A 14,746-nucleotide genomic window follows, 5' to 3' on the forward strand; every position below is an offset into this window, starting at 1 on the left:
CTAAGAGCTAATAACTATAAATTTATAACTCATAACTCCAAAACTATCAACTATTAACTCCTAACTCCTGACTTCCGATTTTTTAATTTAGCCGTTGACAACATCTTTGCCATTAACATGTAACACTTGACCCGAAACCTAAGAAGCGTCATCTGATGCTAAATATACACAGCTGGGTGCAACTTCTTTTGGTTGTCCGGGTCGTTCTAATTGATCATATATCGCACTGGCAGTTTCCAGATGATTAAATGTCCAGATAAATAATGGCTATAGCGCTAATAATCTTTTTATCAAGGGCGATAAATCTGATTTTTGCACTAATTATGCACGGTTACTTATTTTATGTTAATTGTTCTATGATGTCCTCTATCTTCACGGTAGGGATTTTACTTTTTTTTGCAGACAATTCTATTTCACTACTCTAATTCTGCCTCTAATTCTTTGAATTTTTTGTACTGCCTATCTTTATGCTGCCAGTATTTATTTACTGTTTCTTTAGCTGCAACTGCACTTCCATATTCTGTTCCACCTTCGCGAATTAACCTTTCTCTGACTTTTTTTCGCAAGTCAGAGATGATTTTACCATTAATTTTGCGGGTTTTAGCCCAATCTAAAATAGTTTCTGGATAAGAACTAATACCAATATATTTACCTTCAATAATTTCTGGAAGACTATAACCTTTTAGTTCGCCAATCCAATAATAAATAAATTTCAGGTCTGGGTCTTTTTCTGGAATGTTTTTGTTTGGGTTGTAAATCCGAAAAGTATCACTTAAAGGATTAGTAACACCTGATTGCATCTGCCACTGCCAATTATCAATTGCTAAATCTCCATCTACTAAATAGTTCATGTAGTGTCTAGCACCATGATGCCAAGAAATACCACAATTGATAGTTAAAAATGTGGCACACATCGCCCTGGTGCGAAAATTCATCCAACCCATAGTTTTTAGTTGTCGCATACTGGCATCTATTAGAGGAAAGCCTGTTAATCCCTCTTGCCAACCATGAAATAGTTCTTGCTTTTCTGGTGGTAAATCTAGAGGTGTATACCATTGATCAAATTCTGGATAGCGATTTTTGTAAGCTATTTCTGGGTAAAAATAAAGGCGCTGTGTAAAACTATCGTGCCAGCGTAGACGGTCGCGAAAAGCTTTTAATGAAAATTCTGCCTTCGGCTGATTTATAAGCTCTGCGGCTCGTGCTTTAGTACGTTGGTAAACAATACGAGTTGAAATTGTACCAAAAGTTAGATATGGTGATAAATGCGATGTTGCACCTTGCTGTGCTAGCCAAGGGCGTGAAAGTTTCCAATGATAACCATTGAATCTACTTTTAATAAATGAATTTAATGTAGCTTCTGCCTGGGTTTCTCCACCACTAAAATATATTTGTTCTGTTTGCCAAAAAGCTCGATATTTCTGTTTAAGTTCAGTCAAGGTAATTTGAGGTACATTTAATGAAAGTAATACAGGATTAATTTTAGTAGGAGTTGGGTAAATAGATTGTCTTTGATATGTGTAATACTCGTTAAACCACTGCTCACGATTATCTTGGGATTGTAAAAAGTTATTGAGTCCGAGATGATATTCAAGATTTAATGCTTGATAAAAATTAATTATAGTTGTATCTCGATTAATACCATACTCAACTTGTACATCACGATTAAAAAAAAGCTTTGGTTTATATCCCTGCTGTATTAATTGTTTGGTTAACTCTTGTAGTATTTCTACAGAATTACCTTCAAAAAATATTAATTTGCTACCTAATTGCTGAAGGTTATTATCTAAATTCTCTAAAGACTCAAATAAAAACCGCACCCGTGCTTTACCTACATCAACCCACTGATAAAACCAAGGGTCGATGATAAAGAACGGTAAAACTGCGGCATTATTGGCAGATGATAAGGCGACAATTTCGTTGTCTGCCAAACGTAGGTCTCGGCGAAACCACAGAAGGTGCATAGCTTGATTTTCTCTATCTTTATAATACAATTGTACTAACTAATTGGAATAATGGAACTAGAACCATGACCTATGCCTACAGTATGGATGATGGAGTGCAGGTAGCCAATCAGGCGGCTACTGACATTGAGGCGTGGTTATGGGGAAAGCCAGAAACCATCAGCGTCAACAATGTTGAAAATGACCCCAACTACCAATACAGAGATATTGACCTGATTTGGACAACGCAAACGGATAAAATTTTGATTGAAATTAAAGGCGATAGGTGGAACAAAACTCGTAACTTGTTTTTTGAAACTCATAGCAACCTAGAAAAGGGAACTCCTGGCTGCTTCATGTACACTGAGGCAGATTGGCTATTTTATTACTTTGTGAATACTCGTCAACTCTACAAGCTACCGATGCCAAAAACGCGAGAGTGGTTTCAGATCACGATGAAGCGGTTTCGAGAGCGTGCCACAACAACACCAGCGGGGATTAGTTATTATACAACTATGGGGCGACTTGTGCCGATTACGACAGTAATGATGGAAGTACCAGGGATTAAGATGGAGCAGCTGTAGGGATGCGATCGCTCCTATTGTGAGAGGAAAACGGGAAAGCGATCGCACATTCACGTAGACATCGCATACAAAAAAGCCCAGTCATCTTATAACTGGGCTTTTAGCTGTCTCAATCAATTATTGGAGGTTGAATAGTCTGATCATCAGCCATTAGGCAGTAGGTTGTTCCAGATTAACTTTGACAACTTTGTTCTTTTCTTGCTCAGTTTTTGGCAATGTTAAATTCAAAATGCCGTCTTTATAATCTGCGGTGACATTAGTATTTTGAATTCTAGTTTTCAGAGGAATTACACGTTGGAATTTTCCATAGTAGAATTCGCTCTTGGTAGTGCCCTTGTTTTCTGTTTTAGTTTCAGACTTGCGCTCACCACTAATGTGAACAGCATCTTCGGTGACTTGGATATCCAAGTCTTTAGCATCTAGTCCTGGCAGTTCTAGCTTGAGATGAATCGTATCATCAGTTTCTTGTAGTTCAGCAGCCGGAACTTTGATTAAGTCTTTTTCAAACCGTGCAGATGGTACTCTGGTATCTCCAAGTAAGCCGTTGATGTGACGTTCTAAAGCGTTCAATTCTTGCCAGGGGTTGTAACGAACTAACATATTAATTTATCCTTCGTATCAGTAGTAGTTTGCTCAAGAACTTAGGATTTAATTCCTTGCTTTGATTACCATCTTATGAAAAACTAATAAGATTGTCCGTTCGGTTGTTTCACCTAATAATTGATGATTACCGCCAAATTTATTTGGCAGATTATTAGGTGTAGAAAACTGTAATATTATTGGTTCGGTAAACCCTATAAATATTAAGAATACAGTAATATAAAGGTTTTCACTTCGTTGCAATAGAGTCAGAACTTTCGAAAATTAATTTTGAATTGGTAAGCTGTTCCATATTTAACTTGCATATTTTGGATTGTTGCTTAATTGCTCAATTCCTGTCCCCATATCCTGATCTCCCCATCACCCTTACAACAGTTTTCATGTATTTAGACTACACTCTTGTATTTCTCTGTGCGCCTCTGCGCCTTTGCGTGAGATAAAAAAGATGTGGTTCATTTACCTGAAAATAGCTGTAAGATGCAAACTAGATGTTTTACAGCCTATTAGTTGTGTTCTAGCAGGTTGACAATCTTCCTCACTAACTCCTCTGGTTCTAATGGCTTGGTAATATGAGCTTGAAACCCAGCATTTAGGGCTTTTTGTTGGTCAAGATCTCCGCCATAACCGGTAAGTGCGATCGCCGGAATCGTTCCTCCCTGATTCGGTGGGCGCAAACGAATCTGCTCCATCAGCATATAGCCATCCATATCAGCCATACCTATATCACTCACAATTACATCAGGAATGAAACTATCAAGTACTTGCAATGCTTCTAGCCCAGATGCTACGGCTGTCACTTTTGCGCCATTTAGTTCTAATAAAAATGCTTCAAACCTGCTTGAAAACCGATCATCATCCACGAGCAAAATTTGCAGGTTGCTTAAAGGAGTCTGGGCGCTTGATGTTTTAGGGTTGGTTCGCTCAAGTACAATTGGTGCTGATTGGTTCAAGATCGGTATTTTAACTGTAAAGGTTGCGCCCTGATTTTCACCCAAGCTTTCTGCCTTGACTGTGCCACCGTGCAGTTCTACAATTTGGCGGACGATCGCCAGCCCCAAACCCAACCCTCCAAATCTGCGTGTCGTCGAGCTATCTTCTTGCCGAAAATAATCAAACACATGTGATAGAAATTCCGGTTGAATGCCAATGCCTGTATCGATCACCCGAATTTGAGCCTGCCCTACAATTTGCCTTAATTCAATGATTACTTGTCCGTCATCTGGTGTAAATTTGACAGCATTGGTCAGCAAGTTCCACACCACTTGCTGCAAGCGGGCAGCATCACCAGAGATAGGTGCAGTCGGCTGAAGATCAATCTGTAAGTTAATATTCTTTGCTTCTGCTGTTAAACGCACTGTTTCCAGGGCAGCAGAAATAACAGAAATTAAACTAAGGGGAGTTACCTTTACGGACAGCTTGCCCTGCATGATCCGCGAAACGTCGAGTAAGTCTTCAATTAATTGTGATTGCAGTCTCGCATTACGTTCGATCGTTACTAGTGCTTCACGTTGACGGGCGGCATTGAGCTTGCCTTTTTGCAACAGTTGTGTCCAGCCTAAGATGGGGTTAAGGGGCGATCGCAACTCATGAGACAGCACCGCTAAGAACTCGTCTTTAATCTGGTTGGCTCGTTGCAACTCTTCTGCGTGTTGCTGAATCGATACAATTAGGTTGGCTCGGTCGAGAGCGATCGCTATCTGCTCAGACATCAATTGCAGCAAATCGATTTCTTCTGAGGTAAAGCGAGTGCGGGTGCGGCTACCAAACGAGATGGTTCCTAATAAGCGTTCTTGGACAATTAACGGTTGACTGACATAAGCGGTGCCACTCTGGTTGCGGACAGTTTGGGCACGAGGATCAGTGGTAATTTCAGCGCGGTTGAGAACGATTTGCTGTCGTTGTTGGGCTGCAAAGCCACAGACGCATTCACCAAACTCAATCCATTCGAGCGCCTCAGCCACCTCTTGAGCCACGCCCTCATAGTTTTTCAAATGCAAGATGGGGCGGTTGTCTTTTGACTCGACGATGTAGTTGTAGTAAAAGTCTAACCCTAGCTGGGGTGCGAGTTTGCTGAATAAATTATCTATCAGCGTCATCGGTTGCTCGACCTCCAGGAGATCGGTGGTGATGTCATAGAGCAACCGAAAGCGTTCATCAGCTTGCCGCTGTGAAGTGACATCACGCATGATTTTAATAAATCCTTGCACGTTGTCGGCTTCATCGCGTAAGGGCATCACAAAGCCACTACCCCAAAAGCGGCTACCGTCTTTTCGGATATGCCAGCACTCATTTTCTGCCTGTCCTTGAGTTTGGGCGATCTGGAATTCCCAGCCAACGCGGTCTTTTAAATTGTCTTCAAGGGAATAAAGACTGTGACTGTCACAGCCAATTATTTCTGCTTCTGAATACTTGAACAATTCTTCAGCACCAGCACTCCAACTGGTGATCGCAGCGTTGAGGTCAACGGTTAAAATGGCATATTCTTTTGCACTTGCCATCATTAACCGAAAACGAGCTTCACTTTGTTTAAGGGCAATTTCGATTTTTTTGCGATCAGTAATGTCGTAGGACATTGCCAGTACAGCATCAACTTCACCGCGATCGTTGCGTAAGGGTGTGCCATGAGAGATATAGTAGCGATCATGGCTGTAGTGTTCTGAGGTAAATGATTCGCCATTGAGAGCTTGACGGTAGTAAGGTTCGTAGCTGTCTGCCAGGGCGGGTTCGAGGGCTTGCCAGAGTGTTTTGCCGACAAAGTTTTCAGTAGTCATGCCGACCCACTCCAGCGCTTCGCCTTCTGCCAGYAGGTAGCGCAAATCTCGATCCACAATGAACACAGCGCCATGAGGCAGGTTTGCCGCGACTTGACGCAGGCGGGCTTCGCTTTGGCGCAGTGCTGTTTCGGCAAGTTGGCGATCGCGCTTTTCTTGGGCTTCTCGCAGCGCTCGTTGGACACAAGGAACCAACCGCCGTAAGTTGCGCTTTAGCACATAGTCGGTGGCTCCCAGTTTCAGCGCTTCAATCGCCAATTCTTCGCCCATACTGCCAGAGACGAAAATAAACGGCGTCTCAGGACAAAGCTTCTGGGCAATTTCCAAGGCGGAAATGCCATCAAAACCAGGCAAAGCATAGTCTGCCAAAATCAAATCGAACGTGTTTGTTTCTAATGCCTTGACAAACTCAGCACGAGTTTCTATCCGAAGCAATTCACAATCAGTGCTGCCATCAGTCAGGGTGACATATATCACCTCTGCGTCAAGTGGATTGTCTTCAAGCAAAAGAAACCGCAGTACTGTCATAATTGCACCTCATGTTTCGGGAGCGAAAAGTAGAACGTCGCGCCCTGGTCGATTGCGCCTTCTGCCCAGATGCGTCCCTCATGTCGATGAATGATCCGCCGTACAGTGGCAAGCCCGACTCCCGTGCCAGGGAACTGTTCGTGAGGATGCAGCCGTTGAAACATACTAAATAGTCGATCATGATATTTCATGTCGAACCCTGCACCATTATCTTTGACAAAGATAATCACTTCTTGCTCCTGCTCAATACTACCAATTGTGATGGCAGCTTCGGTGTTATTGCTGCTGTACTTGACGGCATTCGACAGCAAATTTTGCAGTACTAGCTGCAACAGTATCGGGTCAGCCTCTACCGTTGCTAATGGCTCGATTTCCCAGCGGAGCGATCGCCCGATTAGTTCTGGCTGCAATTGTGCTAGTACCTGTTGCACCAATTGACTGATATTAACAGTAGTCAAATGCATTTCTGTCTGCCCTAGGCGGGAAAACTCCAGCAGGTCGTCTACCATTTTTTCTGCCTGAAGAGCTGATTGCGTGATAATGTTGAGAGTCTGCAAACTGGATGCATCGACGAGGGTTGGATTGAGCTTGCCTTGCAACCGTTCGGCAAAGCTGCTGATGTAGCGTAGCGGCGTTCGCAAGTCGTGGGATACTGAGGAAGAAAACGCCTCCAGTTCTTGGTTGATGGCTTCTAATTGAGCCGTGCGCGCTTTCACTTGTTGCTCCAAGCGAAGGTTGAGTGTTTGTACCGCCTGCATTACCTGTTCGCGGTAGATAGCTTCGCGTCGCATCTGTGCTAATTGGAGGTTGGCATTAACTCGTGCTAACAGTTCTCGTGCCGAGAAGGGTTTAATTAAGTAGTCATCTGCGCCAGTTTCTAAACCCTCCACCCGTGATTCTTCGCCAGCACGAGCAGAAAGCAAAATAATCGGGATTGTCTGGGTATTTGGTAAAGCCCGTAGCGATCGCAGCAACTCAAATCCATCCATTCTCGGCATCATCACATCTGCTAACACCAAGTCATAGATGGCACTTCCACCACGCCGGATCGCCCTCAGTGCGGCTAACCCATCATTTACAGTTTCTACCTCGTAGTATTGGTTTAACAACCGCTTGAGATAGCCGCGCATATCGGCGTTGTCATCCACTAGGAGAATACGCGCTCTCTTGGAGGCTGGAGCGTCACAAGAGGCAGGGGAGCAGGGAGCAGGGAGCAAGGGGGAAGACTGGGAGGGAGCTTGAATCTCAGAGCTTTGTGCCTGAACCTCAGAGCTTTGAATTTGAAATTCTGTGCTTTCTTCAAGAGCAGTTCCCCCTGCCCCCTGCCCCCTGCCCCCTGCTTCTTCAGGTAGCCAATGTAAGGCTTCTTCAACAAAAGCATTTGCAGTTACAGCCGTCGACGGCAGTGTCGAGGTAACCTCAATTTGGTCGGCAGGTAGATGGGCGATTCCGGTGGGGATGGTGACGGTGAAGGTTGTGCCTTGGTCTACTGCGCTCGTAACCGCGATCGCGCCGCCGTGCTGCTTGACAAGTTCCTGCACCAGAGACAAGCCAATGCCTGAGCCTTCATAGCTGCGCCCCTTGCCGCCTTTAACTTGATAGAACCTTTCAAAGACGCGAGGCAGTTCTGAAGCGGAAATACCTACACCCGTGTCGCTGACCATTAATTCAACTGTGTTTGCTTTGAATTTGAGCGAGACAGAAATCATCCCCTCGAAGGTAAATTTTAAGGCATTGGAGAGTAGATTCAACACAATCTTTTCCCACATTTCTTGATCGACGTAAATGCGATCGGGCAGAGGAGGACAATCGATAACTAACTGCAAATTGGCATTCTCAATCGCGGAGCGGAAAACACTTGCCAGTTCCGCCGTGTAGATGGATAAGTCGGTGGGTTCGTAGTTTGCCTTCAGGCGATCGGCTTCGATGCGGGAGAAGTCGAGCAGGATATTGACCAGTTTCAGCAAACGCAAGCTGTAGCGGTGGGCGAGTTCTAGCCGTTCCCGTTGTGAAGAAGTTAGGGGATTTACCGAATCGCTCAAGGCATCTTGCACCGGAGCGAGTATCAACGTTAGCGGCGTGCGGAATTCGTGAGAAACGTTGCTGAAGAAGAGAGTTTTGGCGCGATCAAGTTGTGCCAGTGCCTCTGCGCGTTGGCGTTCTTGTTCGTGGGCAGCTTGTTCTCGAATCCGTTGCAGTTCCGATTCGCGCAATTCTACTTCGGTGCGGGCGCGTTCGATGGTCGCCCAGGTTCGTTCGGCTACATCCTGCAACAGCGTGATTTCGCTTTCAGACCACTCGCGGAGTGAGGTATCCGCCACCAGCAAGACCGCGATCAGCCGCCCGTTCTTGACGAGTGGCACGCCCAGAACGGACTGCATACCGATTGAGGTGTAGCGTTCGACAACGCGCTGGTTGAATAGCGGATAAGCTGAGAAGTCCGGGACGTTGAACACGCTTCCCGCGTGCAGGTAATCGGTGAATTCGGGAACGTCCGAGAGGTCATGAACGCCGACCATCGAAGGCAAGCCTTCCTTGACGGCATCTCGCAGAATTGTAGCAACCGTGCCAGTCTGATCGAACTCGTTATAGTAGCACCACCCAACGTCGAAGTGTTCGCAAAGCAGACGGGTTGCCACGCCCTGGATCTCTGCCGGATCGGTGAGCGATCGCAGTGCATCCGACAACTTGACCCGGAACGCATCCATTTCAGCCACATGGCGCAACTGTGCTTCTGCACGTTTGCGAGCAGTGATGTCATCAAAGACCACAGCGACTTGGCGGCTGCCTTCACCTCCGACTCGTGAGGCATAGACATTGAACCAGTGGTCTGTGCCCTGGACATAATTTTCAAATCGCATAGGTTCACCCGTCCGGGCAATTTCAGCGAGAGTTTCAACCCAAAAGGGTTCGAGGTTGAGAATCACCTCATGCACAGTTTTGCCGACTGTATCAGGCAGTCCTGTTTGCTGCTCGAAGACGCGGTTCGTTTCGAGATACCGTAAATCAACGGGTTCGCCGCTCTCGTTAAGAATGATTTCCAGGAGCGAAAAGCCTTCGTCAATCGAATCGAACAGTGATCGATATTTGGCTTCAGACTCGCACAAGGCTGATAAAGCTTGTTTTTGTTCGGTGATGTCGCTCGCCGTACCGAACCATTTGACGATTTCGCCCGTTTCGTTGATCAGCGGAATGGCGCGTGAGAATGTCCAACCCACTGTGCCGTCCAGCCGAATGACGCGGTGTTCCAATTCAAAATTGCTGCGGGTTGCGATCGCTCGGTTTATTGCCGCCCAAACTTGCGGCTTGTCGCTTTCAAGAATGTATGCTTCTGTCCAATCGCGACGCGGATTTTCAGTTGTGGTGATAAACTCTTTGCCTTTAAGGAAATACATCTTGCGCCAATCTGCGCTCATTTCATAAATGATGTCCGAAGCCGCACTGACAAAAGTGCGGAATTTTTCTTCAGATTCGCGCAACGCAACTTCTGCGCTTTTGCACTCGATGGTATCTTTGTCAAGTTCCTGCGCTTGTTGCAATGCCCGTTGTACTGATGGCACTAACCGCCCTAAGCGTTGCTTCAATACATAATCTGTCGCGCCCTGTTTGATAGCTTCAATCGCCAATTCTTCGCCCAAACTGCCAGAGATGAAAATAAACGGCACCTCAGGACACAGGCGACGGGCGATCATTAATGCCGCAATCCCATCAAAATTAGACAAGGCATAGTCTGCCAAGATCAAGTCGATTTCGTCGGTTTCCAGTGTTCTAATAAAATCAGCGCGAGTCTCTACTCGCAGTAGTTCACAGTCAATTTTGCCCTCTCTGAGCGTGGCTTGCACGACTTGTGCATCAGGAAGATTAGCTTCGAGTAAGAGAAACTCAAGTGCTGACATAATTTTCTTCCTGCTGTTTTAGTACTGCCTTGGGTATATATAGCGATTCTTATTTACATGAGGTACACAAGTAGGGGCTGTTCTGTGCCTATACGTGTCAACTTAAGTTTAAACCCTTACCCGATAGATATTTTACCCCACCCCAACCCGACGGTGTACATACAAGAACCGTCCGAAAATTCAATTCCCGTAAAGATAGTATATAAAATATAAAATTTAATTTTTATAAATTCTAATATTTACTATATATAGCTTTTGCGGATTGTATAGAAGTAATAAATCGTGTTGACGCTCAAAATTTGAAAATCATACTTTTTGTCTCTAAACTACCATCAACTATCTCAAACCCTGATTGCTACGTTGAGCGAAGACATATAAGTACCCTTTAAAACCCTGTAAATTTTGAAGCAGTGTCATGTGTGCAAAGGGATTCGGCAATCTTATAACCCAAAAAAGACAAGCTAAGGCAGTAAGCTATTGCCACCAAGGCAGTCCAGAAGCCGTAATTAAAAGCATTTCCCTCTGGTGTTGCTTGAATAAGAAAAATGGTAGAGTTAAGAGCTAAACGATCGCCAAAAATATAAATTAAGATATGGCTGACCAAAAAGATAAAGCTCAAGAAAAAAACCGCCTTGAGCAGCTTCAAGAAGAACAAGGCAACACGGATTCTAAACACTCAGGCGGTGCTGGCGCTTCTGGCGGCAATTCCGGCGCAGGCAAATCTGGCACATCAAAAATTTCTGCCACTGGTACACCTGATGATATTGAAAAAATCGATCAGGAGTAAAGCTGGCTTTGATGAGTCAAGGTTTAACTGCGTCGGCTCTGATTAGTAACTTAATTCAACAATGGTGGATTGAATACTTTATTATTCAGTCCACTGCAACGCCATCGTCACAAGGCGCACCCGAAAGTTAAGCAATGTTCAACACGGTGCAATATTTGTCATACTTAGGGAGCGATCGCTTTTTGCTCAAGAGTTATAAATAAAGCGATCGCTGTGGCTAAATCCTTAATCTTTGCGTCTCCATGCTGAACTATAATTCATCCCAAACCACGGGAAAGGAATAATCTGAAAACGCAGAGTTAACTTGATTTTCACTACTGCGGGTTTCTTCATCCAAAACTTTAACGACTTTGTTATAAATATCTTGTGCTTGTTGAGGGGAATCACCGATGCTGGTTAATCCCAACTTGCCAAACTGCGAAAGACAACCCATAAGATGAAATACTGTGCCTGTTTCAGTACCGCTGTCAAAGTGCAGTCTGTGGTGAGCGATGATATCCATCAAATCATTTGGCAATAATCCCCGATAGCGGTCTTTTTGCAGGTTGTCAGTAGCAACGTAGTATTTGGGACGACCTTGCTGGCTGTAAAATAAGCCTGTGGAAAGATCGTAGCGACCGTTTGTTAATAATTTCAAGGTCATGAATGGATGAGTTGTGCCGCCTTTACGCAGGTTAATTTCGATCGCCTGAATATCCCACTCTCCATTACCCCTGTCAACGTTGATAAAATCTACGCCAAATCGTTCTAAAGCACCTTTCTCGGCTAGCTTTCTGCCAACTTGGAGTCCCAATTGCTGTAATTGCAAACGATAACTTTCATCAGCAGGAAAGCGACAACCAAGATAAATCTGACCGTCTGGGCCTCCAAGAATTTGGTCGTGAGTTGAAAGGATTTCCACTTCCCCACCAGGCGTAATCCGTCCTTGAACGCTAGGCGATCGCTTGATTTCTCCGTCCACAAATGCTTCTACAATTGCGCCTAATTCTGGAATTTTTGCCGAAAAACTCTCCCAATTTTCTTGTTTGGCTTGAAAGCGCATTGTTGAAAAGCGATCGCTAATTACTGCTACCCTTTGAGCGTGAGTACTTTCACTAAGTGCGACATTCTCAATTGGTTTTAAATCTAGTAATGCATTTCCTTCTCCAGAAATACCTTCATTCAGTTTTACTACTAGTTTTCGTAACCTCGGTTGGTGGCGTTCCCACAAATCACTAGCGGCTTCTGCTAAATCGCTGTGATGCCAAACTTTTTCGCTACCATCTGGATGGGGTACTTCACTTTCCTTAAAAATTTGCCGACTACCACTTTTTGTCCCCCAAATCTGTAAATCTGGTGCAGCAGCATACAGTGGTACACCCAGTTTTACAGATAATTCCCCTTCATAAGTCGATGAATTGTAGCATATCATGAATGATTTATCTAGCCTCAAAGCTTGACGAATCCGTTCTAGTAAGCGAGGACGTTCTAAAATCTTTTGACTCAGAGGCTTGAGGGAAGAATCGTAAGTAGAAAGTAGCAGCAAGCGATTGCGAGCATGAGAAAAGGGAATTCCTGGTAAAAGTTGCAAATAATAATCAATGATACTGGGATGCAGTGGTATTGATGTAACATAAATCAGTCTAGTACGCGGATTCCGCAAGCGAATCAAGGAAAACAGCAATCTTTCTTCATAATGTTCGCAGCCTTCTATTTTTCGGAGTTCGCCCTGGTCAATGCTCAGGGAAGGAACAATTAAAATATCTGCTTCACCATTATCAAATAGCTCGATGGTTTTCCAGCGATCGCGCAGAGTAGATTGCAGATGGCGAAACTTTTCAACCTGCTCTAATTCAGAAATATCCAGTGTTGCCATAATCCCTACCTGTCGCGATCCAAAAACTGCTCTAGTCCTCTGGTACATTCAAAGTCACTTTTTTGACAAGTTACTCCTTTGAAAAAATTAATTAATATTAATTTTTTTATTCAAAAGTTGAGTAGCTTGAATTGGTTTAAGCAAACCAGAGAAACTTGGCGAAAAGTGGTAAAAGGTTCTGAGAAAATACCAGTCTAAATTAATATTAACGGAAATATACGAATCATATTTGATTTATGAAAAAGTGTACGATATAATACGGAGAGAGCTATCTGTGTAACAGCGAACAAGAAGAAACCAGCATTTACAAGCAGCGATACCTTCTCTACGAGACGCTTAGTGTAGCTTGGTTCTCCGTTTGGGCTTTAATTCCAACATTCTCTCATTTAAAGTGGATGTTTGAGTGGTTTATCTGAAATACTACCTTTGATTTTATGTCTCTCCAGATGTACGGAGTTTTTTCACAAATCAAATACTAGTCCTATATAAGATTCTTAATTAGGTTTAACTTCCCCACTAGTTTGGTGTAGTTGACAGACTTGAAATTAATAACTAAAAGCCGATTGATGGTAGATTTTGATGCGACCTAACACCACAGGATACGCTTTTTTACTGTTCGCCGATTTAATTAGCCATTGGAATTAGGCAAGTTCATCATTAGAAGTAATAGCAATTCATCCTGATGAGTATTAAGAATTGGTTCTGTTGATAGAAGGAATGTCAATATTGGGATTGTTATTCTATATTTATCAACTGAAGAACGTTTATCAAGTAAAAACAATGAATCTTCTTGCTTGGATTGTTTTAGGTCTAATTGCTGGTGCTATTGCCAAAGCTGTTTACCCCGGTCATCAAGGCGGCGGAATTCTCGGAACAATCTTATTAGGAATTATCGGTGCTTTTGTCGGTGGTAGTTTGGGTGTATTTTTCAGCACAGGAACCTTCACGCTAGCTGCTCCTACCCTCAGTATCCCTGGTATTGCAGTAGCGGTTCTAGGTGCAATTGTTGCCGTTTTCTTATGGAACTTGTTAACTCGTCGCAGTACAATATAATAAATTTAATTAAAATTAATTGTAAAAATCAGGGAATTCATTTCACTATGTTTTCTCCCTGAACTAAAAATAAAGTAGCGCTTACTTGTAATTTAGTAAGCGCTATTATTATTTGAAAAAGTAAATTGTGTTAGAATGTCATATCTAGCGATCGCCCCAAACAATAACTACAGGCTTACTCTAAACAGCTATTAATACAAAGTCACTAAGATACTTTTGGTTGCTGCCAAAGGATGAGTTTCAGTTGAGAACAGTAGCAAGCCCCATTACTAATTTCTCCTTCATGGTCAGCTAACCAATCATAAATTTTTGCAGCTTTTGCTAATGCTATCCTTTCTGAACGATAAAGCCGAGGAGTAGGGCAGTAGGCTTGGCCGTTAATATGTATAGCTGTAATCACCCAATAGTCGCTGTCTTCACCCTCTGGTATAACTTCCAAAAATCCGCTATTGTAAGGCTCGATTATTCCTATATTCATCTACAACCATCACACTTTAAACTCAGACCACAACAAGGCTAATATCAGCCAATTGTTGCAACCCAAGCTGGAATCGTCAGGGAATACAGTAGTAACCCCTGCTAACAATTTTGTATTCGTGGTCAATAGAAATCTGAATTATTGGTCACTTTTTGGCTTGATTTGAGATTAAGAGAGGAAAACAAAGGGCGATGCCTGTGGCGGTAAACTACGCACTGCACTTACATCTTGATTTACCTCATTCTACTTCT

General features: G+C 43.6%; 9 protein-coding genes and 1 pseudogene. 4 read left to right on the top strand and 6 right to left on the bottom strand.

Going from position 1 to position 14,746, the window contains the following annotated elements; genetic code table 11:
- Positions 1 to 416: 416 nt before the first annotated feature.
- Positions 417 to 1,964 carry an FAD-binding domain-containing protein gene (locus tag FCR06_RS18130; protein WP_138502127.1) on the bottom strand — a complete coding sequence of 516 codons (1,548 nt, stop codon included), beginning with the start codon at positions 1,962 to 1,964 and terminating at the stop codon, positions 417 to 419.
- Positions 1,965 to 2,029: 65 nt separating this feature from the next.
- Between FCR06_RS18130 and FCR06_RS18135 the strand changes: the two genes are divergently transcribed.
- Positions 2,030 to 2,527, top strand: coding sequence for a hypothetical protein (locus FCR06_RS18135; protein ID WP_138502129.1), 498 nt, complete (start codon positions 2,030 to 2,032; stop codon positions 2,525 to 2,527).
- 150 nt (positions 2,528 to 2,677) lie between these two features.
- On the opposite strand, the gene FCR06_RS18140 is transcribed toward FCR06_RS18135, so the two are convergent.
- From FCR06_RS18140 to FCR06_RS18160, 3 genes are all read right to left on the bottom strand, one after another.
- Positions 2,678 to 3,127, bottom strand: coding sequence for an Hsp20/alpha crystallin family protein (locus tag FCR06_RS18140; RefSeq protein WP_138502131.1), 450 nt, complete (start codon positions 3,125 to 3,127; stop codon positions 2,678 to 2,680).
- A gap of 503 nt (positions 3,128 to 3,630) precedes the next feature.
- Positions 3,631 to 6,426 carry a response regulator gene (locus tag FCR06_RS33610; RefSeq protein ID WP_223280185.1) on the bottom strand — a complete coding sequence of 932 codons (2,796 nt, stop codon included), beginning with the start codon at positions 6,424 to 6,426 and terminating at the stop codon, positions 3,631 to 3,633.
- Entirely contained in the window at positions 6,423 to 10,322 is a 3,900-nt protein-coding gene (locus FCR06_RS18160) for an ATP-binding protein (RefSeq protein WP_138502133.1), read from the bottom strand. The genes FCR06_RS33610 and FCR06_RS18160 overlap by 4 nt, the downstream gene beginning before the upstream one ends.
- A 592-nt stretch (positions 10,323 to 10,914) precedes the next feature.
- Here FCR06_RS18160 and FCR06_RS18165 point away from each other — a divergent pair.
- Positions 10,915 to 11,109, top strand: a complete 195-nt coding sequence (locus tag FCR06_RS18165; RefSeq protein ID WP_138502135.1) for a hypothetical protein — start codon at positions 10,915 to 10,917, stop codon at positions 11,107 to 11,109.
- A gap of 250 nt (positions 11,110 to 11,359) precedes the next feature.
- On the opposite strand, the gene FCR06_RS18170 is transcribed toward FCR06_RS18165, so the two are convergent.
- Entirely contained in the window at positions 11,360 to 12,964 is a 1,605-nt protein-coding gene (locus FCR06_RS18170; RefSeq protein ID WP_138502137.1) for a peptide ligase PGM1-related protein, read from the bottom strand.
- A gap of 362 nt (positions 12,965 to 13,326) precedes the next feature.
- Between FCR06_RS18170 and FCR06_RS18175 the strand changes: the two are divergent.
- Both FCR06_RS18175 and FCR06_RS18180 read left to right on the top strand, forming a co-directional pair.
- A pseudogene (locus FCR06_RS18175) lies at positions 13,327 to 13,443 on the top strand (IS630 family transposase); the annotation flags it as partial.
- A 301-nt stretch (positions 13,444 to 13,744) separates the two neighbouring features.
- Positions 13,745 to 14,017: a GlsB/YeaQ/YmgE family stress response membrane protein gene (locus FCR06_RS18180; protein ID WP_138502139.1), complete on the top strand. Its 273-nt coding sequence runs from the start codon at positions 13,745 to 13,747 to the stop codon at positions 14,015 to 14,017.
- Positions 14,018 to 14,222: 205 nt separating this feature from the next.
- On the opposite strand, the gene FCR06_RS18185 is transcribed toward FCR06_RS18180, so the two are convergent.
- The gene (locus FCR06_RS18185) at positions 14,223 to 14,495 is read right to left on the bottom strand and encodes a hypothetical protein (protein ID WP_138502141.1); all 273 of its coding nucleotides are present in this window, start codon (positions 14,493 to 14,495) and stop codon (positions 14,223 to 14,225) included.
- Between the last annotated feature and the right edge of the window lie 251 nt (positions 14,496 to 14,746).

The organism is Nostoc sp. PA-18-2419 (assembly GCF_005869855.1).
GTDB lineage: Bacteria > Cyanobacteriota > Cyanobacteriia > Cyanobacteriales > Nostocaceae > Nostoc.